This is a genomic window from Streptomyces sp. CB02980 (assembly GCF_014451325.2).
Taxonomy (GTDB): domain Bacteria; phylum Actinomycetota; class Actinomycetes; order Streptomycetales; family Streptomycetaceae; genus Streptomyces.
In genome coordinates, this window is sequence record NZ_JACSCH020000018.1 from 35,296 (window position 1) to 61,033 (window position 25,738).

Consider the following 25,738-nt stretch of genomic DNA (forward strand, 5'->3'; position numbering starts at 1 on the left):
CATGGGAGAGCAGTGGCTCGCCGGTGGACCGGCGGCGGACGGCAGCGGTCTGATCGTCGCTGACCTCGGAGACGTCCGCGTGGGCCCCGGAAGCCGCGCGCGCAGCGCGACAGAGGGCAGCGCAACAGTCACGGTGGTCGGAGATTGCCCGGTGGGGGAGACGGAACTGCACCGCGTGCTCGTGGCCGTACGAGCGGGACGATGGGAGGACCTGACGGGCTGGCCGGGTTCGTACTGGGTGATGGCTGCAAACGAGCGCGAGCGGTTCATCTGCGGGGACCTGGCCGGGCTCCGGCCGGTCTACTACACCGCCGACGGGACGTGGGCCACTCACCTTCGCCTCCTCAAGAAGCGGCTCGTGCCTGACCTGGCGCTGGCAGCCGCGCGGGTCGTCGCGGGTAGCGACCACTGGCCCGGCCGCAGCCCGTACGAAGGGATCAACCTGGTGCCGGGCGGACACGGCCTGCTGCTCCGCGTCGGACAGGCGCCGCAGCTCGTCGATGTCACCGCGATCCAGCCCGCCGAGGACCTGCAATCCGGCGCCGCCCAGTTCGGAGCCGCCCTCACCCAGGCCGTTCAGTACCGGGTGAGGGCCGCCGGCGCGATGGTGGGCGCGGACCTGTCCGGAGGCCTCGACTCCTCCGCGGCCGTCGTTCTCGCCTCCCAGGTCGGCCAGGTGCACGCAGTCACCTACACCGACCCTTACACCAGCGCCGAGGACGCCTCCTTCGCTGCCCGGATCGCCGAGCACACCGACATCGAGCACACCATCGCGCACGGCACCGACGACGACCTGCCCTTCTCCTTTCCCACCGGCCAGCCGACCGGCCTGGAGCCGGCCTTGGGCGCAGCCCTGTTCGAGATGGACCGGACCTACCTTGCGCCGGTGGCCAGCTTGCCCCTCCACCTGACCGGACACGGCGGTGACGTCGTCCTGGACGCGACGTCCTCGGTCTGGGTCCGGCTTCTCCAGGACGGCAAGCGCCGCGCCGCGCACCGCCAGATCGTCGCCTACGCCCGGATGCGGAACGTAGCGCCCGGGCCCTTCTGGAACGGCCTGAAGGACACCGCGGCGCTCGGCCGGACAGGCGTACTGGAGAAGGCCGTGGAGCAGCTGGAGAAGAACCGACCGCAGCACGCGCCCGGCGTGGGCGGGTGGTCCTGGTGCCGCCTCGGCACCGCCGCGTCCTGGCTGACCCCCGACGGCCGCGCTCAGGTGGCCACGCTGCTCCGGCAGGCCGCCGCCGACACCTCCCCGCCTGAGAGGGCCGACGAGTTCGATCAGTGGGCCGCGCTCCGCTTCACCGGCGCCTCGGCGCGCGGCTGGACCCCGTACGCCGACGCTCTCGGCATCCGCCCCGTCTACCCGTACCTCGACAACACCGTGGTCCGTGCCGCGTTCGCCGTACCGTCGGAGGCCCGCCGTGGCCTCTACACCTTCAAGCCGCTGCTCTCGGCCTCCCTGCCGGACCTCCCTGGCTGGCTGCTCGGGCGCCGTTCCAAGGGCTCCTTCACCCCTCAGCGGGTGATGGCGTTCCAGCAGCACCGCACCCAGCTGGGCGACCTTCTCGCCGTCAGCCCCCTCGTCACGTCCGGTCTGTTCGACCATGACGCCGTGGCCGACACCCTTGCCCAGCTCGGACAGGGCCGCACCCCGATCGGCTCGGCAGACATGCACCAGCTGCTGACGGTCTCCTGGTGGCTTACTGGCGCCGGCACCTGCTCCTCCATGGGGGCGTCATGCTGACCCCGGCCAAACACGTTCATCACGCCACCGACGCGCACGGGACCGTCCTCCTCGACATCCGCAGAGCGACATGGCTCATGCTCGGTCCGGACGTCTCCCGAATCTGGCAGGCGATCGCCACCAACGGCACCACCGCCGGCCTCGCCGACGAACTCGCCATCCCCACCGGCCGCGACCCGCACGCCGTCAAGCAGGGCATCGACAATCTCGTAGCTCAGTGGCGGCAGGACGGGGTCCTCGTCGACCCCACCCGTACCCCGCGCCGAAGGTGGTGGGAGCGATGACGCAGATGGTGCCGGTACCGCTGGACACCCCCACCCTGCCCGAGCGGATCCTCGCCGCCGTGGGACTCGCCCTCTCCCTCACACTCAGCCGCCTGCCACTGAGATACCGCATCGCCACCGTCCTGGCGCTGCGCCGCCTTCCCGCAGCCAGCCGCAGGCGCGTCGTCTGCCTTGACACCGCAGTACGCCACGTCACCCCCACCTGGTGGCCGGGCCGGATCGCGTGCATGGAGATCAGCCTCGCCACCGTCCTCGCGACCGGCCTCACCGGCCGTCGCGCCTCCTGGGCCCTCGGCGCGCGCCGACTGCCCGACGCGGCGCACGCCTGGGTCGACACCGCCGAGGGGCCCGTCGGCCACGATGTCGGCGACGGCGCGGACCGGCCCTACACCCGAGTCCTGTCCGTTCCTTAAGGGTTTTCCCGTAGTGGGTCCCGCGATCCGTGAGCTTCAGAGGAAGGCCAGCGGGACATCCTTCTCGATACGAACCGCAGGATGCTCGCCTGCTGGCGGGCGTCCGAGGTGCTGCCCGGCGTGGCGCCCGAGGAGGTCGTCGACCCGCTCTCGGCCGCCCGCCCGGTCGACAGGCACTGGGCAGGCTAGAGGTCGTACCGCCGGTAGCCGGATGGATAGGGAGTGGCTTCAAAGAGGTGGATAGCTCGCTCCACGGGAGCTCGCCGCCGGAATTCCATATCTTGGATATGACCAACCTTGCGATCTCAGTCAATCAGTGCGCCGAAGGGATTTGCTGGTTCGCTGGGCTCGTCCAGCAAACCGTTCTGTTTCCTGGGCGGTCGGATCGGGTACTCACTGCCGGGCATGGAAGCCCTTTGCGGAGGTAAGGAAGTCCCTTTCAGGAGTGTGTTGTGGAACGAGGGAGAGGATCGGTGCGTGCGAACACAAACCAGCCCGGTACTAGTGACAGACGCGGGGTCATCGAGTCTGCGTCTGACGCTCTTTGGGGGCGGCGGTGAGGTTCTCAACGAAAACCACAGCGAATCTCCGCCTGGCGAGAGCGCATTCGGTGCGCTGCGGAAATTGCTGGGGGAAGGGCCGGCTCCTACAGCTGTGGGTCACCGCATCGTCCACGGCGGCTCGGAGCTGCGCAGCCACACCCTGCTCGACGACGATGTGCGTGTGCGCTTGGATCGGGTGGCAGAACTCGCGCCATTGCACGTCCCGCAGGCCTTGACCGTTCTGGACGCGGCCCGGGATCTCCTGCCTGGAGTTCCGCATGTGGTCTGCTTCGACACCGTCTTCCACTCCGGCCTACCGGCTGCCGCACGGGAGTACGCGGTACCTGCCAGCTGGCGCGAGGCGTATGGGCTGCGCCGCTACGGCTTCCATGGCCTGTCCTACGCCTGGGCGTTGGCCCGCACCGCTGAACTCCTCGGCCGGCGCCCGGAGCAGCTGCATGTGGTGATGGTGCACCTTGGCGGCGGCTGCTCCGCCTGCGCCGTGCGCGAGGGGCGCAGTGTCGACACGACGATGGGCTTCACTCCCTTGGAGGGCTTGGTGATGAGTCGTCGCAGCGGCAGTGTCGACCCTGGTGCCCTGACCTGGTTGCTGAAACGTCAGAATATCTCTGCGGACGAGATTGAGGACGCTCTGAACCACAGGTCCGGTCTGCTTGCCCTCTCCGGCACTTCCGACGACACACGCGACCTGGTCCGCAGCCGGGCGGCGGGCGACGAGCGTGCCGCACTCGCCCTTGACGTCTTCACCCACCATTGCCGTCGCGGTATCGCCCAGATGGCCGCATCTTTGAGCCGTCTGGACGCTCTCGTTTTCACCGGTGAGATCGGTGAGGATCAGCCTGAGGTACGTGAAGAGGTGTGCGCCCGGCTGTCTGTCTTCGGCCTCAGGGGCGGTCTGCGACCGCTGGTAGCCGAACGGCCTGAGATCGTCAGCCCGCCGGGCGCACGTGTTCCCGTCGTGGTCGTTCCCACTGGAGAGGCCCAGCAGATCAACCTTGAGACCCGGGCCCTCCTGGTTCGCGGCTGAGCGGGGGCTGACGACACGGTTTCACCGGCGACTAGGGAGATCACGCGGGCCGAGTCAGCGTCCGATGTCCGGACAAACGGATCACAGCCGAAGAAGCGGACTTTCCTAAACGGGTTTCGGGCCAGGTGATACGGAGCCACGCTCGGCGGTACGACCCCTGTACCGGCCCCGCTTGCACAACTGTTGTGGGGGATCAGCCGGATCGTCCCAGCATGATCTTCCACACTCGGGTCGCGACCTGGAGGTTGAGCCGGTCTTCGACGTTCGCGAGGTCGTTGCCGCTGATCTCGCGGATGCGCTGCAGCCTATAGCGCAGCGTGCTGCGGTGGATCGCAAGGGATGCGGCGGCCTCGTCGTAGTTGCCGCCGCAGTCGAAGTACCGGGAGAGGGTCTCCACCATGGTTGCGTGATGTCGGGAGTCGTAGTCGATGAGCTGCCCGAGCCACTCGTGGACGAACGTCTCCAGTTCCTGGTGATCGGCGCCAGGTCCCAGGATGCGGTACAGGCCGAGCTCGTCGAAGAAGGTCGTGCCGTACCGCTCGCGGGAATGGAGGCGCACTTCGAGGGCGCGCTGCGCCTCCTGGTAGTGGTGGGGGATGTCGGGAACGGAGTCGGAGGGGGCGCTCACCCCGATCGTCCCAGACTGTGTTCCGGTCTCCCGGGCGAGCGCCTCGTGCAGCGCGCGAGCGTGCGGCCTGTCGTCAGCGACCAGGACTACCTGGTCGGAGCGTCGGGTCAGCAGCGAGTGCATGCCGACGGCAGAGGCCGCCCGGCCCACGGTCCGGGCGAACGAATCGTCTGCGGTCCGGTTCGACCACTCCACGACGACGACGTAGTGGCTGCGGTGCAGGTCGTGTCCGACTGCCTCGGACCGGGCGTAGGCGCTCGCGGCGTCCGTCCCTGCCAGGAGGTCGTCGACCAGCTCGCGGTGCAGCCTCAGCTCCACTTCGGCCAGATTGCGCAGGTGCGCCAGCTCCAGGGCGAGCGACGCGGCGGCGTGTTCCAGCGCGAACACGGTGTGTTCGTCGGCCTCACCCAGGGCGTCGACCAGTGCCAGCACGCCCAAGATCTCGCCATGTGGGCGGACCAGAGCGATCAGCCGGTCCTTTATCCGTACGGGTCCGACCTCCCGGGCGACGGCGTGCAGCATGTCGTTCCGGCGCACGGGGTCCGGTTCCGGGTAGGGGTCGGGGCGGCCGGGACCTGACCAGGCCTTCAGCCGGCCGAAGCGGTCCTCGACCAGCGCCGGAAGTCCGGTGAGCTCATGCAGTGCGCGGGTGACGGCCTCCTCACCGCCGCCCGAGGCGGCGATGTCGGCCATGAGTGCGTGAACGGCCCGCTGGTTCCCCAGCTCGGCTGCCACGGAGATCAGCTGCTGCTGAAGGGCGGCGCGTTCCTCCCTGACCCGGTAGAGCTCCAGCGCGTCCTCGCGTTGGCGGCGCTGCGCGAAGGCGACTGACAGAGCAGCAGCGGTGTGCCAGACGAGCGTGGCGAGCAGGGACCGCTGGGCCCACGTGGGCCGGGTTCGGGAGGTCACCACAAGGTAGCCGTGAAGTCTCTCTATCCCGCGCAGTCCCAGGGCCCAGCCCCAGGGCCTGTCGGGGACGGTCACAGGCCCGTCCTGCCCCTGCAGTTCCCGAACCCTCCGGTCCACGGATGCGGCATGGGTGTGATCGTTCCTCGGACTGGGGACCAGGTCGCCGTCCACCTCGAGGTATCCGGCTTCGGCGCTGTATGGCCCGGCGGCGGCTATGTGGTGCATGGCCAGGCGCAGGATCTCGCCTTCGCTCGGGGCTTCGAACAGGGTGCGGGAGAGTTCCATCATGTCGTGGAGGGCATGGCCGGCCGGGCTCGTGGCGGATGGGCGCAGCTCTCTCCGCGCATCTGCGGGGTGCCGACCGGAGCCACCCGGCGGAAGGCTGCCCTCCCGGTCGGAGCAGCGGCCGTGCACGTGGTGCACCCGGCTGCCCGCCATGGGATCACTCCGTTCTCCCCGAAGCTCCTAGGAGGCGATCGTGTTCACGTCTACCCGCTCAGGGCGACTTGTCTGAGATGTCCAGACTATTCCCTCTCGTACTCGCGGGGCGACCACGCCCGTGCACTTCTGACTCGTCAGGGGCAGGCACGACGCCACACGGCCCGTGACGCTGGGAAGGGTCTGGAAGCCCTCGCGGGCGCCGGCAGGAAGGACCGGGCGATGACCGAGTGACCTCGCAGGCCGGTTTCCTCGTTCAAGACGTACGAGGAAACCGAACGCGCTGTTGACCATCTCTCTGACCAGGGGTTTCCCGTGGAAGGGGTGGCGATCATCGGTCAGGACGTGCGCCTGGTGGAGCAGGTGATCGGCCGGATGGACGACGGCGCTGCTGCACGAGCTGCTCGCGCTGCACGGGTGGTCGCCGGGATTTCGCCTCGCTGCGCTCGCTGCAGCCGGGCCGGTACGAAGTCGTCGCGAACGAGGCGGTCGCCGACGAGGCTGTACGGCCGCTCGGCGCGCTGCGTACCACCGGCGGAGATTCCACTCGTACCTGAATGAACCTGATCCGGAGAGTCGGCGCAGGACCGCCGCATGTGGAGGAGATTTCTCATGGCCAAGGCAGTGGGTATCGACCTGGGTACCACGAACTCGGTGATCGCTGTGTGGGAGGGCGGCGAGCCGTCTGTGGTGCCCAACAGCGAGGGCAACCGCACGACACCATCTGTAGTGGCCTTCACCGACACCGGCGAGCGTCTGGTGGGCCAGATGGCCCGGCGCCAGGCGATTCTCAACCCCAAGGGGACCATCTACTCGGCCAAGCGGTTCATCGGCCGGCACTTCGACGAGATCTCTGAGGAGGCCAGGGCGGTCGCGTACGACGTCGTCGAGGGCGACGGCGGGGCGGCCCGCTTCAAGGTGCGCGACAAGTTGTACGCGCCTGAAGAGATCAGCGCACAGGTGCTGCGCAAACTCACCGAGGACGCCTCCAAGCAGCTCGGGGAACGGGTCACGGAGGCGGTCATCACGGTGCCCGCGTACTTCAACGACGCGCAGCGCACCGCCACCAAGGACGCCGGTCGGATAGCCGGACTGGAGGTGCTGCGGATCATCAACGAGCCGACAGCCGCAGCCCTCGCATACGGCATGGACAAGCAGCAGCACGAGACCGTCCTCGTCTTCGACCTGGGCGGCGGGACGTTCGACGTGAGCATCCTCGATGTCGGCGACGGCGTGGTGGAGGTGCGTTCCACCGCCGGTGACAGCCACCTGGGCGGCGACGACTTCGACCGGCGCCTGGTGGACTACCTCGCGGACGACTTCCAGAAGGAGAACGGCATCGACCTGCGCAAGGACCCGCAGGCGCTGCAACGATTGTTCGAGGCGGCGGAGAAGGCCAAGACCGAGCTGAGTTCGGTGACACAGACGCAGGTCAGCCTGCCGTTCATCACCGCCGACGCCGCGGGCCCCAAGCACCTCACCGACTCGATCATGCGGTCCACCTTCGAACAGATCACCAGCGACCTGGTGGAGCGGTGCCTCGGACCGGTTCAGCAGGCCATGACCGATGCCAAGGTCGGCGAGAGCGACATCGACGAGGTCATCCTCGTCGGCGGCTCCACGCGTATCCCCGCCGTTCAGGCCCTTGTGCGCCGGCTGACCGGCGGCAAGGAACCCAACATGAGCGTCAACCCCGATGAGGTCGTGGCCTTGGGCGCCGCGATCCAGGCCGGGGTGCTCAAGGGCGAGGTCAAGGACGTCCTGCTGCTCGACGTCACCCCCTTGTCGCTGGGTGTCGAGACACGCGGCGGCGTGATGACGAAGATCATCGAGCGGAACACCACCATCCCGGTGCGCCGCTCCGAGACCTTCTCCACCGCCGAGGACAACCAGCCAGCCGTCGACATCGTCGTCCTCCAGGGCGAGCGCGAGCTGGCCGCCGACAACCGGGTGCTGGGGCGGTTCCAGCTCACAGACATCCGACCGGCGCCGCGGGGCGAACCACAGGTCGAGGTCACCTTCGACATCGACGCCAACGGGATCCTCAACGTCACGGCCCGCGATCGGGACACGGGCAAGGAACAGGGCATCACGATCAGCGAGAGCTCCAACCTGGACCGCAGTGAGGTCGAACGCATGGTCCAGGAGGCCGAGCGGAACCAGGGCCAGGACCAGGCACTCCGCGAGGCCGTCGACGCCCGCAATGAGCTCGACGCCGTCGCTTACCAGGTCGAGAAGCGCCTCACGGAACTGGGCGACACGGCCCCCGCGCACGAAAAGGCTCGCGCCGAGATGCTCGTGTCCGATGCCCGGGCGGCGGTCAAGGAAGAGGCGGGCGTCGAGCGCGTACGGCCCCTGACCTCCGAACTCCAGCAGATGCTCGCCGGGCTGGCGGCCCACCAGGGCGCCGCCGACACTGGCGGCCCCGGGCAGGACCCCACCGCAGGCGGTCCCGCGAGTGGCAGTGACGGTGACGACGACGTCATCGACGCCGAGTTCGACAAGGACTGAGGAACCGTCATGCCCATCCACCCCAAGGAACCCGACCCGGCCGTGCGCGACCACACCGATCCGGCCCCGGAGGGCGCCGCAGGCCCTTCCCCCGGGGATCCGCCGCGCTCGGGCCCGCCGACGGGGCGGGGGCCTGCCCCGGACGAGCAACCCGGACCCGGCGCGGCCGGCGGCGGCCCCGCTCCGTCCCAGGACGAGTACACGGCCGAGCTCATGGAACTGGAGGACCGCTGGCGGCGCGCGCTCGCCGACCTCGACAACCTCCGCAAGCGCCACGCCAGGGAACTGGAGCGGGAGCGGACGGCCGAGCGGTCCCGGACGGCCGCCGCCTTCCTGCCCGTCCTGGACAACCTCGAACTCGCCCTGACACATGCCGGCGCCGATCCCGGTGCCATCGTGGCGGGCGTCCAGGCGGTCCGCGACCAGGCGGTGAACGTCCTCGAACTGCTCGGCTACCCGCGGCACGCGGAGACCGGCGTCGTGTTCGACCCGGCCCGGCACGAGGTGATCGGCGTCGTCCAGGACCCCGACGCCTCGCCGGGCACGGTCGTCGACGTGATGCGCCCGGGCTACGGGGACGGCGAACGTCAGCTCAGGCCCGCCGCCGTGACTGTCGCGAAGCGGGAGTGACCGGTGATGGCACAGGACTTCTACGAGGTGCTGGGCGTGTCGAGAACCGCGAGCCAGGACGAGATCCAGCAGGCATATCGCAAGCTCGCCCGCACATACCACCCCGACGTCAACAAGGATCCGGGGGCGGAGGAACGCTTCAAGGACCTCAACGAGGCATACAGCGTCCTGTCGGACCCGAAGACACGGGCCCGTTACGACCGCTTCGGCGAGGACTTCCGCAAGATCCCCGAGGACTTCAACGAACGGGTCGCGGCCGGCGCGGGCGGCGGCTTCCGCGCCCGGAGGACCGCAGGCGCGGGAGGCCCCCGCGTCCGGTACGCCACCGGCTTCGGCGACGACTTCGCAACGGACGGTGTCGACTTCGAGGACCTGCTCGGCTCGCTCTTCGGAGCAGGCGCCGCCCGCGGCGGTGTACCGGGAGCCGACCAGGAGGCCGAGCTGCCGCTCACCGTGGAGGAGGCGTTCAAGGGCGGCCGTCGCACCGTCACGCTCGCCGGTCCCGCCGGTCAGCCGAGGCGGTACGAGGTCAACGTGCCGCCGGGCGTCACCGACGGGCAGCGCATCCGGCTGGCGGGGGAGGGCGGCCAGGGAAGTGGTGACGCCCCCGGAGGTGACCTGTACCTGCGGGTGCGTATCCAGCACCACTCACAGTTCCGGCTGGACGGCCGCGATGTCCACGTCCAGGTACCGGTCACTCCCTGGGAGGCGGCCTTGGGCGCGACCGTGCCGGTGCCCACCCCTGGCGGTGGCACGGCCAAGGTCACAGTGCCGGCGGGCTCGTCCAGCGGTCGGCGACTGCGGCTGCGCGGCGAGGGCATGCCCAACCCGCGCGGCGTCGACGGCGACCTGTACGCCGAACTCCGCGTCATGGTGCCGCCCACTCTGGGCGACCGGGAGCGCGAACTGTTCGAGGAGCTCGCCGCCACTTCCTCGTTCGACCCCAGGAGGACGCGATGAACGACCGACCCTCGGGAGCGGCAGGCACCGGCCGGGCCGGCGTGGGCGACCGTCCGGTACGAACGGGCGCTGACATCACCGTCTCGACGTCTGTCCGGTATGCGCTCGTGCCCGCCCCCAGACTCTCCCTGCACGCCGTGGCCCGTCGCTCGGGCCTCCACCCCGATCTGATCCGCCGGTTCGTCGCCCTCGGCCTGGTCGACGCCGAACGCGACGCTGCAGGGCACCTGGTGTTCGACCCCACGGCCCCGGCGGTCCTCGCCCGCATCCAGCGGCTGCGCTCCGGACTCTGCCTCAACTACGCATCCATCGGCCTGGTGCTCGACCTGCTCGACCGCATCAGCCTGCTCGAAGCCGCCCTGCGCGGCCGCGGCACGAGGAGTGAAACACCCCCATGGACATGAACCGTCTCACCCAGAAGTCCCAGGAAGCCCTCCAGGAGGCCCAGACCGCGGCCGTCGGCATGGGGCACACCGAGGTCGACGGGGAACACCTGCTGCTCGCCCTTCTCGACCAGGAGGACGGCCTGATCCCCCGGTTGCTGCAGCAGGCCGGCACCGAGCCGAAGGAACTGCGCGCAGCCGTGCGCGAGGAACTCTCTCGCCGTCCGAAGGTCACCGGCCCCGGCGCGGCACCCGGCCAGGTCTTTGTCACCCAGCGCCTCGCCCGCCTGCTCGATGCCGCCGAACGGGAGGCCAAACGCCTCAAGGACGAGTACGTGTCCGTGGAGCACCTCGTGCTCGCCCTGGCTGAGGAGGGCTCGTCAACCACGGCCGGGCGTCTGCTCAAGGAGGCTGGCATCACCAGGGACTCGTTCCTCAGTGCGCTCACCCAGGTCCGCGGTAACCAGCGCGTCACCTCCGCCAACCCTGAAGTCGCCTACGAGGCTCTGGAGAAGTACGGCCGCGACCTGGTCGTGGAGGCCAGGGCCGGCAGGCTCGACCCGGTCATCGGCCGGGACGCCGAGATCCGCCGTGTCACCCAGATCCTCAGCCGCAAGTCCAAGAACAACCCGGTCCTCATCGGCGACCCGGGCGTCGGCAAGACCGCCATCGTCGAGGGTCTCGCCCAGCGCATCGTCCGCGGCGACGTGCCCGAAGGACTCCGCGACAAGATCGTGTTCGCTCTTGACATGGGCTCCCTGGTCGCCGGGGCCAAGTACCGCGGTGAGTTCGAGGAACGCCTCAAGGCCGTACTCAGCGAGGTCAAGGCGGCCCAGGGGGGCATCTTGCTCTTCGTCGACGAACTGCACACCGTCGTGGGCGCGGGTGCCGCGGAAGGAGCCATGGACGCAGGCAACATGCTCAAGCCGATGCTCGCGCGCGGAGAGCTGCACATGATCGGCGCGACCACCCTCGACGAATACCGCAAGCACATCGAGAAGGACGCCGCCCTCGAACGTCGCTTCCAGCAAGTGCTCGTCGACGAGCCGAGCGTGGAGGACACCATCTCCATCCTGCGAGGACTGCGCGAACGTCTGGAGGTCTTCCACGGTGTGAAGATCCAGGACACCGCGCTGGTCTCCGCGGCCACCCTCAGCCACCGCTACATCACCGACCGGTTCCTGCCGGACAAGGCCATCGACCTCGTGGACGAGGCGTGCGCGCGGCTGCGCACCGAGATCGACTCCATGCCCGCCGAACTCGACGAGATCACCCGCCGCGTCACCCGCCTGGAGATCGAGGACGCCGCCCTCTCCAAGGAAACCGATGCCGCCAGCGAAGCCCGTCTCGAAGAGCTGCGCAGGGAACTGGCCGACCTGCGAGCCGAGGCCGACTCCAAACACGCCCAATGGGAGGCCGAGAGGCAGGCGATCCGCCGCGTGCAGGAACTGCGCCAGGAACTGGAGCAGGTCCGCCACGAGGCGGAGGAGGCCGAACGCGCCTACGACCTCAACCGCGCCGCCGAACTCCGTTACGGCCGCCTCCAGGACCTGGAGCGCCGACTCGCCGCTGAGGAGGAGCAACTGGCCGCCAAACAAGGGCAGAAGCGACTGCTGCGCGAGGTCGTCACCGAGGAGGAGATCGCCGAGATCGTCGCCGCCTGGACCGGCGTCCCCGTCGCTCGCCTCCAGGAGGGCGAACGCGAGAAGCTGCTGCGCCTCGACGAGATCCTGCGCGAGCGCGTCATCGGCCAGGACGAGGCCGTCAAGCTCGTCACCGACGCCATCATCCGCGCCCGCTCCGGCATCCGCGACCCTCGCCGCCCCATCGGATCGTTCATCTTCCTCGGCCCCACCGGCGTCGGGAAGACCGAGCTGGCCAAGACCCTCGCACGGGCCCTGTTCGACTCCGAGGAGAACATGGTTCGCCTCGACATGAGTGAGTACCAGGAGCGGCACACCGTCAGCCGGCTCATGGGCGCACCCCCCGGATACGTCGGCTACGAGGAGGGCGGCCAGCTCACCGAGGCCGTACGCCGCAAGCCGTACTCGGTCGTGCTGTTCGACGAGATCGAGAAGGCACACACCGATGTCTTCAACACCCTGCTGCAGGTCCTCGATGACGGCCGCATCACCGATGCGCAGGGCCGCACCGTCGACTTCCGCAACACCGTGATCATCATGACGTCCAACATCGGCTCCGAGCACCTCCTCGACGGCGCCACCGCCGAGGGCGAGATCAAGCCCGACGCCCGCGCCCTGGTGATGGGCGAGCTACGCGGGCACTTCCGCCCGGAGTTCCTCAACCGCGTCGACGACATCGTGCTGTTCAAGCCGCTCGGTGAGCGGCAGATCGAGCGGATCGTGGAGCTGCAGTTCGACGAGCTGCGGCGCCGGCTCGCCGAGCGCCGCATCACCGTCGAACTCACCGACGTTGCGAGGGAGCTGATCGCCCACCAGGGCTACGACCCGGTGTACGGGGCGCGGCCGCTGCGGCGTTACATCTCGCACGAGGTCGAGACCCTGGTCGGGCGCGCCCTTCTGCGCGGCGACGTCCAGGACGGCGCGACGGTGCGCGTCGACGCCGAGCACGGAGAGCTGGTGGTCACCTACGACCAGCAGCAGGGAAACCGGGAAGCGAGGGCGGCGTGAAGACCACCCGGACGACGGCGGTGACCTGCCCCAACTGCGGGCGCGTCAACCGGATCCCCGTGGCCGCCGAAGGACGACCCCGGTGCGGCCACTGCAAGCAACCCCTGCCCTGGCTCGTGGACGCGGGCGACGACGACTTCGTCGAGGTCGTCGAGCGGGCCACCGTGCCCGTCGTCGTCGACCTCTGGGCCACTTGGTGCGGCCCCTGCCGCATGGTCAGCCCCGCCCTCGAACAGGTGGCCCGCGACCTCGCCGGACGCATCAAGCTCGTCAAGGTCGACGTCGACAAGAACCCACGGCTCAGCCGGCGCTTCGAAGTGCAGGCTGTGCCGACCCTCCTCGTCCTGAACAAGGGCGAGACGATCGCCCGGCAGGCCGGCGCGGCACCCGCGCATGTTCTGCGCTCGTGGGTCGAGCAGGCGATGGAGGGCCGGCAAACCACTACAGGAGGGTGAACGCGACGGTGCGGTGAGCTGGGAGCCCACCGAAATCCGCGATCCCGGTATCGCCCGGTTGCCGCGCTCGCTCAGCGCCTCCAAGTCATGGCGGTGCTTAGGAAGACCACCTCGGGCCGCGGCCGATCAGGCCCATTCACGGAAGGAGAAGCCCTCATGGCCACGATTCCCGACCCCCACCTGACGATGGTGCGCCCAGTGATCCCCCGTACCCCCGACGGCTGCGAGGAGTGCCTCAGGGAGCATTCCCCGTGGGTGCACCTGCGCCTCTGTCTCACCTGCGGGCACGTCGGCTGCTGCGACTCCTCTCTTCTCAAGCACGCCAGACGGCACGCGGGGAGCGTCGGTCACCCCATAGTGCAGTCCTTCGAGCCGGGAGAGGACTGGCGCTGGTGCTTCGTTCACGAGGCCCTGGTCTGATGAGCACGGCCGAGCACAAGCATGGTGCGGTCCGCGAGACACCTGACCGGTACGGGGCGTTCCCGCGTCTCACGCCGGAGCAGCTCGAGGACCTGACCGCGCATGGTGAACGCCGCAGGACCGCCGAGGGCGAGGTGCTGTACCGCGAGGGTCAGCCGTTCCGCGAGTTCCTCGCGATCCTCAGCGGGACCGTCGAGATCCTCCACGACCAGGGCGGGCCCGACGAGCGGACGGTGGCCGTGCACGGCCCCGGCAGGTTCCTCGGTGAACTCGGGCTGCTGGAGGGCCAGGCAGCGTTCGACACCGCTGTGATGCGCCGGGCGGGCGAGATCCTGGCCGTACCGGTGGAGCGGCAACGCACTCTGGTCGGCCGCGACCCCGTCCTCGGCGACCTGATCCTCCGCGCCTACCTGGGCCGCAGGTACCTGCTCATCGGCCTCGGCGCCGGCTTCCGGATCCTGGGATCGTGCTATTCACCGGACACGCTGCGGCTGCGGGAGTTCGCCGCACGCAACCGGCTGCCCCACCGCTGGGTGGACCTTGAGAAGGACAAGGAGGCTGAGGCACTGCTGCGCCGGTTCGCCATCCGCCCCGAGGAGACACCGGTGGTCCTCTGGAAGGGCGACCGGGTGCTGCGCAATCCGAGCAACGCCGAACTCGCGCGGCTCATCGGGCTGCCCGCCCCCGCCCCCTCGTCCGATGCCGGACGGTGCGACGTGATGGTCGTCGGTGCGGGCCCCGCGGGCCTCGCCGCCTCCGTGTATGGCGCTTCCGACGGCCTCACCACGGTCACCGTCGACGCGGTCGCCACAGGAGGCCAGGCCGCTACCTCGTCACGCATCGAAAACTACCTCGGCTTCCCGTCGGGCATCTCCGGGGGCGAGCTCATCGAACGCGCGGTGCTCCAGGCCCACAAGTTCGGTGCCCGCCTCATGGTCCCGGCGCAGGTCAGCGGGCTCACCCCGCAGGACGATGAGTACGCCGTCACCTTCACAGACGGGTCCCGGGCCCGCGCGGGCGCCGTGGTGCTCGCCTCGGGCGTGTGGTACCGGAGGCTCGAAGTGCCCGGCCTCGACCGCCTGGAAGGCACCAGCATCTACTACGCGGCGACGGTCCACGAGGCCAGTCTCTGCCGGGCGGATCCGGTCGCCGTGGTCGGCGGCGGGAACTCCGCCGGGCAGGCGGCGCTGTTCCTCGCCAACCACGCGTCCAGGGTCCACCTCCTCGTCCGGGGCGGTGATCTCAACGCGGACATGTCGCGCTACCTGGTGGACCAGGTGGAGCAGCACCCCAAGATCGAGGTGCTGCTCCACACCGAAGTACGGGACGTCGGTGGGGAGGAGAAGCTGGAGTCCCTGACGGTGGAGGACAACGCAAGCACTGAGCGCCGCGAGCTGCATGCCGCGGCGCTGTTCGTCTTCATCGGGGCCCGGCCGCACACGGAATGGCTCAGGGGCGCGCTGGCCCTGGACGAGAAGGGCTTCGTCCTCACCGGCGCCGACGCCCAGGCGGTGGCCGACGTGAATCGGTGGGCCTCGCTGGGCCGCGATCCGATGCTGCTGGAGACCACCCTTCCCGGGGTCTTCGCCGCCGGCGACGTCCGAAGCGGCTCGGTGAAACGGGTGGCCTCGGCGACCGGTGAAGGCGCCATGGCGATCCGCCTCGTGCACGAGCACCGGGAAAGAAGGGGAAACCAGGTCGCCGCCGGCTCCGAGGGACATCAGCCGGTTGCGGGCGGGTCCGTATCCTCGCGCTGACCCTGCCCATGACGAACCCCACAGGTGCCCCAACCCACCACCACGGTCGTCCTCCCAGCGGACGCCCCGCGCACCGCGGACGGGTCCCCTGGACGGAGTGAACCAGGGCGGGGGAGAGGCACCAGCCGACATCGGGCAGGTGCCCGCCGGGCGCAACGACTCCGGAGCGCCACCGAGCGATCTTCTCGCTCGGACGGCCCGCCCGTTCATGGTCGACGAGCAGCCCATGAACGTGACCCGCAAGAACAGCGTGTCATCGCGGCTTCGATTTCACCCCGGGGCATCCTGTGAACCCTTGCAATCGCGGAGGGGCAGCCGAGGAGGATGGTCCGGTCGTGCGGGTGTCGGCGCAGGGCGTTACGGTCGTGGCTCTCCTGGCGGATCCGGACTCGCCCACGGACATCGCGCAGCGTATGGCCCGGATACTTCCTGATCGGCTCGCCGGAAAGGCGGGCCAGGGCCGACGGTTCGACGTCAAGGTGGTCAGTGAGCCATTCACCTCAGGGACCGAGGACCCGCCCACCTTGATGCGCCGGATCATGGACCGTGGAAGTAGGGAGAACTGGGACATCGTCGTGGCTCTCACCGACCTTCCGCTGCACTCACGCGGACGCAAGATCGTGGTGGATCTGAGTCACGAACACGGCTTGGCGCTGCTGTCTCTTCCTTCCCTGGGGGGCTTGCGGCTGCAGACGAGGGCTCTGCGGGCCGTGGAAGAAGCCGTGCTTGGCTTGGCGGGTCCGCAAGGCACTGGGACTGAGCGGCTTCCACAGAGTCTGCCGCTTCTGGGGCCTTTTGCCGCTCGCCTCACGCCTATCCATCCGGGCCCGGTCGGTGAGGAGGAGACTGCCGATCTTCGATACGTCGTCAGCGGGCCGCGCGGCTACCTGCGGGTGCTCGTCGGTATGGTCCGCGCCAACCGGCCTTGGCGGTTGGTACCGGGCTTGTCGAAAGCCCTGGCGGCCGCACTTGCCACAGGGGCCATTGCCACCCTGGACTCCACCACCTGGAGCCTCGCTGGAGCCCTGAGCGTGCCACGCCTCGTGATCGCCATGGTCGGGTCCGTCGGACTCATGATCGGCTGGCTGATCGTAGACGGGGAGCTATGGCATCGATCAGCAGAGGCCTCGCCGGAGGCGAGGCAGAGGGCGCGGCTCTACAACACTTCGACGGTCCTGACTGTGGGTATCGGGGCGCTCGCCTGCTACGTGGGCTTGATGGTCATCAACTTGGTGTGGGCGCTGTTCATCCTCAACGACCGGGTGTTCGCTTCCATGACACAAACCCCGCTGCACGCCACGGAGTACTTGACGTTGTCCTGGTTCGTCGCTTCGGTCGCCACGGTGGGCGGCGCGCTGGGATCAGGCTTGGAGAGCGATGAGGCGATCCGCGCAGCCACCTACTCCGTGCGCGAAAGGGAACGTCGCCACCTGCTCCAAGGCGACTAGCTGGTGGCCTGAGTCGGAGATGCGTCGGTGGTTGGTGATCGTCCGGGCCCGAAGATATCGCCGGTCGATCGGTTGTGTGGCCGTATCGCTGCGCGGGCCGAGAGTGAGAGTCGGACGGCGTGCGCCGTCGGTCCTGCCGGGGGGCTCCCCTGCAGCGGGCCGGCGGCGGCACCACTGTCCCGCCTGAACGGCCCGCAGATCCGTGCCGGAGGCACGGGCTCCGTCGCACAACTTCCGGGAGACGGGCCGACAGAGGCTGCGAATGCGTCGGCTATCGGGCACACGAGCCGAGGGATACGAGGACTCCAGCGTCACGCTCAACGGCCTGATCGAATCTGGCCCGAGGTGGTCCTGGATCCGAACGGACCCGGGAACGGACACAAGCGGAGAGGGATGCGGGGGCAGGAGGCGGCGGCGCGGCTGGCGCGACCCGGTAGGGGGTCCGGCTAGGGTCATGCCCGTGACGTGGCTGCGGGCCCTCCGGGAAGTCGTGCGATCCGGGCTCACCATTGAGGAGGCGCGACTGGAGCCCCTGCTCGCGTTGCGTACAGCTGTTGGGGTGGCGATCATCATCGGGCCGGCGCTGTGGCTGGCCTCCCCGGCGTACGCCGCGTCCGCCGCCCTCGGTGCCTATTCTGCGGGCGCAACCACTTTCCAGCGCACCTGGCGTCCACGCAAGGTGATCGCGCTCGGCGCGGGCGCCGGTCTGGCGCTCAGCACCTTCGTAGGCTATCTGGCGGCGGGGCGCCTCGTGACGTTCCTCCCGCTGCTGGCTACATGGGCCTTTGTCGCGGGGATGGCGTGGGCCGTCGGATCGACCGCCGGGATCGTCGCAGCGACGATGGTCGGCAGCATGCTGGTGACCATCACCCTGCCCACGAGCGTAGGGCGAGCTCTGGAGCACGCCGGGGTCATCGCGCTTGGGGGCGTGGTGCAGGCTGTGCTGATCCTGCTGTTCCCGATCCGCCGTTGGGGGGCGCATCGTGACGCACTTGCCGACGCCCTTGCCGCCGTGGCGGACTACGCACGCCGGCTGCGGCACGACCCGACCGCCCCGTTCGACGCGGAGCCGTTGATGACGGCCCGGGACGCGGCCGCGGTGACGCCATCACAAGCCCGCACCCGCCCCTCCGTTCTCCACGGACCCCGGGGACTTGCCGAGCGCATTCTGCCGGTCGTCGCCGCACTCGCCGACCCGGACGTCGGCGCCCCGGTGGAGGGACCCGGGCGGGACCGCGCGCGTGAGTTGCTCGACGCGGCCGCAGAGGTCCTGGATGCGGCCGCCCGTTCGATCCGCCGCGGCACTCCCGCCGAGGTGCCATCCGGAAGCACAGACGTCCTGCGCGTCGACGAGGAGAACGAGGTGCTGGAGGGCCCCGCGCGGCAGGCCGCCGAGCGGCTCGTGGAACTGCTCGGCGAGGCGTTGGAGATCGCCGGGATCGGCGACGCGTGCGGGAAGACGCCCACGCCACCCGGCCCTGCGGGCGCACAGTTCCTGGTGCGCCCGACATTGGTCCGGCTGGTCCCGGTCGTAGTCCGGGCTGTCCGCCGGGAGCTCCGCCGAGACTCGCCCGTGTTCCGGCACGCCGTCCGCCTGTCGGCGGTGGCCACGCTCGGCTACCTGATCGCCGCCCGGCTACCAGTGGGTCATGGCTACTGGGCGCCCATCGCCTCGGTGATGGTGATGCGGCCGGACTTCCATCGGACGTACGCGCGCGCGGTGGCCCGCCTCGCCGGGACCCTGGCGGGGGTCGGGCTCGCCACCGGGGTGGTGCGGGCCCTGGGCCCGGACGCCCATGTGTTCGGCGTGCTGGCGGTGTTCTCGGCGGGCCTGTCGTACACCCTGATCCGTACCGGCTATGCCTACTCCCAGTGCTTCACGGCCGCGTACGTCGTCTTCCTGCTCGGCATGGGCGGTCAGGCATGGGAGCAGACGGCCCCGGAGCGGGTGGTGCTCACCCTGCTTGGCGGGGCCCTAGCGATGCTGGCGTACGTGGTCTTCCCTGCATGGGAGACGCCTCGGCTAACGGGCCGGCTTGCGGACTGGCTCGCCGCCGACGGCCGGTACACGGCCGCGGTGCTCCGCAGCTACACCGAACCGACCCGCGAGCATCACGCCGACATGCGCAGGGCGCTACTGGCGAGCAGGGAGGCACGTGCCGCCTGGCAGGAGACATACGACCAGGCGAGGCAAGAACCCGTCCGCCCCCGGGGTCTGACGTCGCGCGAGGCGCAGGAGGCGCAGGAGGCGCTCAAGAGGTTCGGCCGGGCGGCGATGCTCATGGAGAGCCACGTCCCGCGGGCCGGCAGCCGTCTCGCACCAGAGGCGAAGCGGTTCGCCGAGGCGCTGGAGGCGGACACCGCGCAGGCGGCAGTCGACGTGCGTGAGCACAGGAATCCGGAGTGGGAGCGCGTGGAGGAGGCGTTCCGCGCGTGGGAGGGCTCCGCCGCCGGGGACGGGAGCCCGGCGCTGCGGCGCGAGGCGGAACTACAGAAGCAGGCCTTGGAGGACCTCGCGACGGCCGTGAGCCGTACACCCCTGGAACGGGACGTCGGCTCCGCTCGCGAGGAGCAAAGGGTGCGGGCGGCCGCGGCGGCGGAAGGTGACGGGTCAGGACTCGCCCACCGGGGTGGGTGACGGCTCCTGCGGCGGTCAGTGTCGCGCCTCCTGGGGCGTGAAGTAGTCTCCCGGCCTGGTCGAGCGCCGCCACACATACACCGCTGTCGCCATGACGAGGATCAGCCCCGCCAGGATGAGCAGTTCGATCCCTTCGACGTGCCACCGGAAGGACTTCTCCGCCTCGGCTGTCACGATGAGCACCTTGCGGACGCCGGCAATCAGGCCGACGACGAGGAACGGCTCCGCGTTGAGGGTCCGGTTCCTGATGGTGAGGCGGACGGTGTGGAGCAGCTCGGCCACGATGAACAGCACCAGGCTGCTGTCCAAGGCGGAGAGAACCACCGTCTCCTCACGGTACGGCCCCTGGATCGACTTGATGACGTCCTGGACGACTCCGACAGTGAGGATCCCCGCGAGCAGCACGAGGACCGCCGCGACGACGAGGTGAATGCCGTCCTCGATCAGCTGTAGGAGGCCTTGTACACGGCCGCCGTCGTTCTTCGGGAGGTTGGATCGCGGAGTCGGCATGGCGCGCTCCCAACGGTTGTGGTCCGGGAAAGCATGCCTCTGCCTCCCGGGCCACGGTTCCACGGTCGGGTGAATCGTGCAACGCGAAGTTGACGTCCCTATTGTCTGACCGGCCGCGATGTGCGAGCGCCGCCGACAATCACGTTGCGGCATAGCATCGATGCGCGCGTTCCTAGGCCAGTGAGTTATACCGCAAGCATCGTGCCGACCTGCGCCGTCGGCCAGCCCCCCGTCATGCGTATGGCTTCCGACCGGTACCAGGACGCCAACGCGACCATGTCGACCTGGGGCGTCACCCGTCGTCTGCCGAGGACCCTCGGCGAAGCGATTCGGCTGGGCTGGGCCACCGACCATCGAGCCGTCCTGGCCCTGGCCGCCTGCCAGGGGGCCGCCGCTCTGCTCACTGCCATCGCGCTCGCCGCCACCACGCGTGTGCTCGCCGGTCTATTCACCGGCGACGTTCTGGGCGGGCTCCAGGGCCGCGCCGGAGCTCTGGCCGTCCTCTGCATCGCCCTCAGCGGGCGCTACCTTTTCGACGCCGCCGCGCGGGCCGCTGCCGCCCGCCTGGCCCCGAAGGTCGTAAGGGAAGCAGACCTCCGCGTCATCGCGGCCTCCACAGCGGCCGAGCTCGCCGCGTACGAGGACCCCGACTTCGAGAACGCCCGCCAGGCCGCCGCCGATGGTGCCGATAAGACCCGCGACCTCATCCTCGACACCCAGCTCCTCACTTCCGCGGCCGCCCAGATCGTCGCCGCCGCTGCTGTCGTCGCCGTCCTGCACCCAGCCGTCCTGGGCCTACTCCTGCTCGCGGCTGCCCCGTGCGCCTGGGGTGCCGTCCGGGCGGCCCGGATCGAGCACGATGCGCACCACCGCAACCTCGGCGACTCCCGCCTGCGCAACGTCTTCCGCTCCTACACCACCGAGCAGGCCACCGCCGACGAGGTCCGTGCCGGCACCATGGCCGACTTCCTCACCAGCCAGTACCGGATCATCTCCGGCCGTCTCGAAGACGAGCAGCTGGCCGCCACACGCAAGGCCCTCACGGTCCGTGGCATCGGCGACGCCCTCACTGCCCTCGCCACCGCCGCCGCATGGGCCGCGCTCGTCCTGCTCGTCTCCACCGGCCGCATCGAACTTGCCGCCGCTGGCGCCGCCGCCCTTGCGCTGCGCACCGCCTCCGCCGCGCTCAGCACCACCGTCCGGGCAGGCGCCGGACTCTTCCGTACCTCGCTCGCCGTTGGAGACTGGCACCGATTCCTTGCCGTCGCCGGGCCTTGGACGGCCCGCCGCGGCACGGCACGTATCCCGGAGACCGGACCTGAGGTGATCAGCGTCAACGACGCCGCTTTCACCTACCTCGGAACCGACCGGCCCGCGCTCTCCGGCATCAACCTCGACCTCAAGCGCGGTGAGGTCGTCGCCCTCGTCGGCGAGAACGGCTCCGGGAAGACCACTCTGGCCAAACTCCTGACCGGTCTGTACCTCCCGACCAGCGGAAGCGTCCACTGGGACGGCATCGACCTTGCCCAGGCTGACCCTGCGACCGTGTACCGGCACCTCGGTCTGGTCCCGCAGGACTACACCCGCTGGCCCCTCGACGCCCGCGCCAATATCCACCTCGGTCAGCCCCGGCCAGAAGGCGACCCCGCCATCCACGCCGCGGCCGAATCGTCCGGCGCCGACGCCGTCATCGCCCAGCTCCCCAAGGGCCTCGAGACCTCCCTCGCCCGCTCCTGGTGGGGTGGACACGACCTCTCCGGCGGGCAGTGGCAGCGCCTCGCCATCGCCCGCGCCTTCCATCGCGACGCTCCCGTCCTCGTCATGGACGAACCCACCGCCGCCCTCGACGCCCGCGCCGAGCACCGGATCTTCACCCGCCTCAAGAACCTCGCCGCCGGCCGCGCCACCCTCTTCATCACGCACCGCCTCGCCAACGCCCGCCTCGCCGATCGCATCATCGTTCTCGAGGGCGGACGCGTGATCGAGACTGGCACCTACGAGGAGCTGCTCCAGCGCGGTGCCGGGTCCACGTTCTGCGAGATGCTTCAGCTACAGGAAGGGGCGTGAGCAGGGCGGCACTCCTGGGAGGCCTCTGCTACAGGTCGATGCCGAGGCTGACATCTGGGCTGCACTGGTTGCACGGCTCGACCCCGTTGACGAGGAGTTCTCGGGCGTTGTGGTCGTCGATCAGCTTCGCCCGCTTCGGCCCGGGCTTCGGGGCGAAGATGCAAGCAGCAGCATGAACGTGGTACGGGACGCCGCCCTCGGGGGTACGCCGCCATTCGACGGCCCAACCGTCGAGAGGCGGGGCCACCGGATCCTGCTGAGGGCCGCCTGGGTCGGCACGCGACGGGCGTGGACCGGCCTCCTGGGCTGCGGCCGCCATGCGCCGCTCGACCAGGTCGGGCTGAACGTCAAGGTACGTCCTGATCGTCTCGGCTTCGGTTTGCTGCCGCCGAAGGTAGGCCATGATCAGCTAGAGGCGCTCGATGTCGGGCGGCAAGCTATCGAACATGTGGCCGATTCTAGTCGGTGGGGTGGCTTGGCGGCGGGTGAAGGCAGCGGTGCGGGGAGGGTCTGGTCATGCGGCTAGGCTCGAACACATGCGCGACTCTGATGCAGGGCTGACTCTGGGGGCCGTCAGCGCGATCGTCGAGAAGAAGATTCTCACCAGCAAGATCAGGATCTACCGGCCTGGCGAGCCGGTCTTCAATCCGGACACCGGCCAGTACGAGCCGGGTCCGCCCGTCACTGTCTATGAAGGCCCAGGCGCTGTCTTCCCCGCAGGCGGACCGTCCGTCGTCCTGCACCTGGCCGGCCAGGCTTACGTGGACGACACTCCCTCCAGGTACCGACTGCTGACCCCCTTGTCAGCGCCAGTGGCTTCGCGTGAGGACACCGTGACCGTGGTCGAGGCCGCCGACGCGGCTGCGATCGGTCGCACGTGGCGGGTCCTCGACCTGGGGGACACTTCCACACTGAGCGTCGTCCGCACTACATGGGTTGATCAGATCACCCAGGCGACGGAGGTGTGAGGTGACGACGGAGATCGACCCGGGGGAAGTCCGGAGAGAGCTGGAGGGGAAGCTCCTCCTCGACCAGGTGCGCATTGTCCGCCCCACCGGCACCCCGGCCCTTGACCCAGATTCGGGGCTGCTCGGGGGCGTGCCAGCCGACGTCGTATACGAAGGGCCTGGCGCGCTGCTCTCCGGACATGGGCAGGTGACTGCCGAGGGCATCGTCGGTCGGCAGTGGCTCGACGACACCGTCTCCTGGTACCGCCTGCTGACGCCCCTCAGCGCGCCCGTGCCTGCTCGCTACGACCGCGTCGAGGTGGCCATCGCGCATTCCGGTGACGCGGCAACTGGCGGACGAGTATGGCAAGTTCTGGATCCATCGGAAGCGTCCACCGTGGAACTGGTTCGAGTCACACGGCTCGACGAGATCACGCCTCCGTCTTGAGCGAGTCGGGGTGTCCGCGATCCGGCCTACGCTCGAAGCATGGAGATCACGGACACCCCACAGGTAGACGTACGGCAGGTCAAGGTCACGGCAGTCGGCGGCAGAGCCTCGGTGCAGGTAGACGGACTCGACTGCACGAACTTCGTCTCTGGGTACACGATTCACCACCGCTCCGGAGAACCGGCGGAGCTAGTCGTCCAGCTCGTGCCGGGCAAGGTCGCTCCGGGTTTCGAAGGCGACGCCCGGGTCTTCGTCGGCGTTCCGTACGAGCCGGGACCGGCCGCCGCCCACTTTCTGTCGGCCATCGACGCCGGACTGCTGGAGAAAGCGGCGCTCGCGCGGCCGGATCTCGGGGGCCCTCACGGCTTCACCGCCGCCGTCCTCGCGCAGCTTCAGCAGTGGGCGAACGGCGAGTTCGACCAGGCGAAGGAGACCGATGGCCTCCTCTCGTAGTTCGCGCGCCCGAGCGGACTCGAACGCCCCACAGGTAGCAGCCCAGCTGAATGCTCGTGCGGCAGCCGCCCTCCCCGCGGTGAGCGCCGTCGTGCAGCACTACGGGATGCTGCTCGAGACCAGGGTCAAAGCCAACGCCAGTGGCCGGCCAGGGCCGAACGCGCCGACGGGCCACTACAGACGCTCCTGGACGCACGAGTTCAGCGCCACGGGGCTGACTGCCGAAGCCGTCATCGGCACCAACAAGCCACAAGCACGCCGACTTGAGTACGGGTACGTCGGCCCGGACAGTCTCGGACGCATCTTCAACCAGCCTCCGTACCCTCACGTGGGGCCAGCTGTCGAAGAGATCCGCCCGGCGTTCCTTGCCGCAGTCGGAGTGGCGGTGGGGGACTGATGCCCGTTTCCGGACGCATCCTCAGCCTCGCCGTCCAAGCGATGTTGGCCAGCGCCACGGGGAGGTCCTGCGGGTACGGGTCAGCTCCCACCGTCAACAGTCTCCCGACCGGCGCGGCCACACCGTTCAGCGTGCTCTACCCGATCGGCTCGACCAGTGACGGGCCCCCCTTTGGGGATGCGAGCGCGGACGCCAGGGTTCTCTACCAGGTCACCTCGGTTGCGACGACAGCCGAGCAGGCGGAGTGGATGGCCGACAAGGTACGAGGCGCGTTTATGGCCCGAACAGAAAAGGGCCCCACCTACCCCGTCGCCGCAGCCGGGTACGTGGTCATGTCTCGCGAGGTGGACAAGGAGGAAGGGGTCACAGTCGTGAGCGGCGTATACAGTTACATCCAGCGGTTCGCGCTTGAGGTCACCACCCTCGCCTGACCGCACACCTCACCGCGGAGGCCCATCGCGGACGCCCGACCACCGGTACGGGCCGACTCCCAGCTTGAACTGTTGGGGACGGGCCTGCCGCATTTCCGGGGCCGTCGTCTCCGGAGAGTGAGAGTCGCGTGGCCACCACGCAGCAGCGTTTCATGCGCCGAGGCACCACCCTCTTCTTCTACCTGAAGGAGATCGCCTCCGACGACAACGTCCCAAGCCGTGCCGAGCTCGGCCCGACCAACGCCACCAACCTGTCGGACACCATCTCTGACGTCGAGGGCTGGTCGCTCGAGAACACGCCCATCGATACCCCGGACATGGGCAGCACCTTCGCCACCACGATTCCCGGCGAGGACAAGGCCGACAACTCCTCGATCACCTTCTACGAGGACAAGGTCAGCGACACGATCGAGACGCTGCTTTCCAAGGGCGTCACGGGGTACATCGCCATCATGCGCAAGGGCGACGTGCCTCTGTCGAAGTCGCTGGACGTCTTCCCTATCCGCGTCGGCAGCCGCAGCCCCTCCTACTCGACCGCCAGCGAACCCGCGAAGTTCAAGGTCACCTTCGGCATCACCGAGGAGCCGACGCTCGACGCCGCGGTCCCGGCGAAGACCGTCTGA

24 protein-coding genes and 1 pseudogene are annotated in these 25,738 nt (G+C 69.4%); 22 read left to right on the forward strand and 3 right to left on the reverse strand.

Annotation, left to right across the window (positions count from 1 at the left end):
• Window position 1 precedes the first annotated feature (1 nt).
• The 4 genes from E0F75_RS30745 to E0F75_RS30760 all read left to right on the forward strand — a co-directional run bounded on the left by E0F75_RS30745 (window position 2) and on the right by E0F75_RS30760 (window position 4,034).
• Window positions 2-1,747 (forward strand): asparagine synthase-related protein, encoded by a 1,746-nt coding sequence (locus E0F75_RS30745; protein ID WP_229314223.1) that lies wholly within the window; start codon window positions 2-4, stop codon window positions 1,745-1,747.
• The gene (locus tag E0F75_RS30750; RefSeq protein WP_229314224.1) at window positions 1,741-2,031 is read left to right on the forward strand and encodes a PqqD family protein; all 291 of its coding nucleotides are present in this window, start codon (window positions 1,741-1,743) and stop codon (window positions 2,029-2,031) included. Before E0F75_RS30745 ends, E0F75_RS30750 begins: the two co-directional genes overlap by 7 nt.
• Window positions 2,028-2,444, forward strand: a complete 417-nt coding sequence (locus E0F75_RS30755; protein WP_229314225.1) for a lasso peptide biosynthesis B2 protein — start codon at window positions 2,028-2,030, stop codon at window positions 2,442-2,444. Before E0F75_RS30750 ends, E0F75_RS30755 begins: the two co-directional genes overlap by 4 nt.
• A gap of 477 nt (window positions 2,445-2,921) precedes the next feature.
• Window positions 2,922-4,034, forward strand: a complete 1,113-nt coding sequence (locus tag E0F75_RS30760; RefSeq protein WP_229314226.1) for an acetate/propionate family kinase — start codon at window positions 2,922-2,924, stop codon at window positions 4,032-4,034.
• 193 nt (window positions 4,035-4,227) lie between these two features.
• Here the strand turns inward: E0F75_RS30760 and E0F75_RS30765 are convergent, their stop codons facing one another.
• The gene (locus tag E0F75_RS30765) at window positions 4,228-5,856 is read right to left on the reverse strand and encodes a CdaR family transcriptional regulator (protein WP_229314352.1); all 1,629 of its coding nucleotides are present in this window, start codon (window positions 5,854-5,856) and stop codon (window positions 4,228-4,230) included.
• 459 nt (window positions 5,857-6,315) lie between these two features.
• On the opposite strand from E0F75_RS30765, the pseudogene E0F75_RS30770 reads away from it, so the two are divergent.
• The 11 genes and pseudogenes from E0F75_RS30770 to E0F75_RS30820 all read left to right on the forward strand — a co-directional run.
• Window positions 6,316-6,570, forward strand: a pseudogene (locus tag E0F75_RS30770) (hypothetical protein); the annotation flags it as partial.
• Between the two features lie 51 nt (window positions 6,571-6,621).
• A complete protein-coding gene (dnaK, locus tag E0F75_RS30775) occupies window positions 6,622-8,520 on the forward strand; it encodes a molecular chaperone DnaK (RefSeq protein ID WP_229314227.1) in 1,899 nt (632 codons plus the stop codon).
• A gap of 9 nt (window positions 8,521-8,529) precedes the next feature.
• Window positions 8,530-9,150 (forward strand): nucleotide exchange factor GrpE, encoded by a 621-nt coding sequence (locus E0F75_RS30780; protein WP_229314228.1) that lies wholly within the window; start codon window positions 8,530-8,532, stop codon window positions 9,148-9,150.
• A gap of 6 nt (window positions 9,151-9,156) precedes the next feature.
• Window positions 9,157-10,110, forward strand: coding sequence for a DnaJ C-terminal domain-containing protein (locus E0F75_RS30785; protein WP_229314229.1), 954 nt, complete (start codon window positions 9,157-9,159; stop codon window positions 10,108-10,110).
• Window positions 10,107-10,514, forward strand: a complete 408-nt coding sequence (locus E0F75_RS30790; protein WP_229314230.1) for a chaperone modulator CbpM — start codon at window positions 10,107-10,109, stop codon at window positions 10,512-10,514. Before E0F75_RS30785 ends, E0F75_RS30790 begins: the two co-directional genes overlap by 4 nt.
• Complete coding sequence (gene clpB, locus E0F75_RS30795; protein ID WP_229314231.1) at window positions 10,505-13,144, forward strand: ATP-dependent chaperone ClpB; 2,640 nt, start codon at window positions 10,505-10,507, stop codon at window positions 13,142-13,144. The genes E0F75_RS30790 and clpB overlap by 10 nt, the downstream gene beginning before the upstream one ends.
• On the forward strand, window positions 13,141-13,599 hold the full coding sequence (gene trxA, locus E0F75_RS30800; RefSeq protein WP_229314232.1) for a thioredoxin: 459 nt from the start codon (window positions 13,141-13,143) through the stop codon (window positions 13,597-13,599). Before clpB ends, trxA begins: the two co-directional genes overlap by 4 nt.
• 156 nt (window positions 13,600-13,755) lie before the next feature.
• Window positions 13,756-14,019: a UBP-type zinc finger domain-containing protein gene (locus E0F75_RS30805; protein ID WP_229314233.1), complete on the forward strand. Its 264-nt coding sequence runs from the start codon at window positions 13,756-13,758 to the stop codon at window positions 14,017-14,019.
• On the forward strand, window positions 14,019-15,776 hold the full coding sequence (locus tag E0F75_RS30810) for a cyclic nucleotide-binding domain-containing thioredoxin-disulfide reductase (protein WP_229314234.1): 1,758 nt from the start codon (window positions 14,019-14,021) through the stop codon (window positions 15,774-15,776). The genes E0F75_RS30805 and E0F75_RS30810 overlap by 1 nt, the downstream gene beginning before the upstream one ends.
• A 335-nt stretch (window positions 15,777-16,111) precedes the next feature.
• The gene (locus tag E0F75_RS30815) at window positions 16,112-17,224 is read left to right on the forward strand and encodes a hypothetical protein (RefSeq protein ID WP_229314235.1); all 1,113 of its coding nucleotides are present in this window, start codon (window positions 16,112-16,114) and stop codon (window positions 17,222-17,224) included.
• Window positions 17,225-17,684: 460 nt separating this feature from the next.
• Window positions 17,685-19,862 (forward strand): FUSC family protein, encoded by a 2,178-nt coding sequence (locus tag E0F75_RS30820; protein WP_229314353.1) that lies wholly within the window; start codon window positions 17,685-17,687, stop codon window positions 19,860-19,862.
• 15 nt (window positions 19,863-19,877) lie between these two features.
• Here E0F75_RS30820 and E0F75_RS30825 read toward each other — a convergent pair whose 3' ends face one another.
• A complete protein-coding gene (locus E0F75_RS30825) occupies window positions 19,878-20,372 on the reverse strand; it encodes a phosphate-starvation-inducible PsiE family protein (protein WP_229314236.1) in 495 nt (164 codons plus the stop codon).
• Window positions 20,373-20,606: 234 nt separating this feature from the next.
• On the opposite strand from E0F75_RS30825, the gene E0F75_RS30830 reads away from it, so the two are divergent.
• Window positions 20,607-22,439: an ATP-binding cassette domain-containing protein gene (locus E0F75_RS30830; protein ID WP_229314237.1), complete on the forward strand. Its 1,833-nt coding sequence runs from the start codon at window positions 20,607-20,609 to the stop codon at window positions 22,437-22,439.
• A gap of 28 nt (window positions 22,440-22,467) precedes the next feature.
• Here the strand turns inward: E0F75_RS30830 and E0F75_RS30835 are convergent, their stop codons facing one another.
• On the reverse strand, window positions 22,468-22,686 hold the full coding sequence (locus E0F75_RS30835; protein WP_229314238.1) for a DUF6233 domain-containing protein: 219 nt from the start codon (window positions 22,684-22,686) through the stop codon (window positions 22,468-22,470).
• A 289-nt stretch (window positions 22,687-22,975) separates the two neighbouring features.
• Between E0F75_RS30835 and E0F75_RS30840 the strand changes: the two genes are divergently transcribed.
• The 6 genes from E0F75_RS30840 to E0F75_RS30865 all read left to right on the forward strand — a co-directional run bounded on the left by E0F75_RS30840 (window position 22,976) and on the right by E0F75_RS30865 (window position 25,738).
• On the forward strand, window positions 22,976-23,407 hold the full coding sequence (locus E0F75_RS30840; RefSeq protein WP_229314239.1) for a DUF6093 family protein: 432 nt from the start codon (window positions 22,976-22,978) through the stop codon (window positions 23,405-23,407).
• A 1-nt stretch (window position 23,408) separates the two neighbouring features.
• The gene (locus tag E0F75_RS30845; RefSeq protein WP_229314240.1) at window positions 23,409-23,834 is read left to right on the forward strand and encodes a DUF6093 family protein; all 426 of its coding nucleotides are present in this window, start codon (window positions 23,409-23,411) and stop codon (window positions 23,832-23,834) included.
• 39 nt (window positions 23,835-23,873) lie between these two features.
• The gene (locus E0F75_RS30850; RefSeq protein WP_229314241.1) at window positions 23,874-24,287 is read left to right on the forward strand and encodes a hypothetical protein; all 414 of its coding nucleotides are present in this window, start codon (window positions 23,874-23,876) and stop codon (window positions 24,285-24,287) included.
• A gap of 79 nt (window positions 24,288-24,366) precedes the next feature.
• Window positions 24,367-24,684 carry an HK97 gp10 family phage protein gene (locus E0F75_RS30855; protein WP_229314242.1) on the forward strand — a complete coding sequence of 106 codons (318 nt, stop codon included), beginning with the start codon at window positions 24,367-24,369 and terminating at the stop codon, window positions 24,682-24,684.
• A 131-nt stretch (window positions 24,685-24,815) separates the two neighbouring features.
• Window positions 24,816-25,115 carry a hypothetical protein gene (locus tag E0F75_RS30860; protein ID WP_229314243.1) on the forward strand — a complete coding sequence of 100 codons (300 nt, stop codon included), beginning with the start codon at window positions 24,816-24,818 and terminating at the stop codon, window positions 25,113-25,115.
• A gap of 128 nt (window positions 25,116-25,243) precedes the next feature.
• Window positions 25,244-25,738, forward strand: coding sequence for a hypothetical protein (locus E0F75_RS30865; protein ID WP_229314244.1), 495 nt, complete (start codon window positions 25,244-25,246; stop codon window positions 25,736-25,738).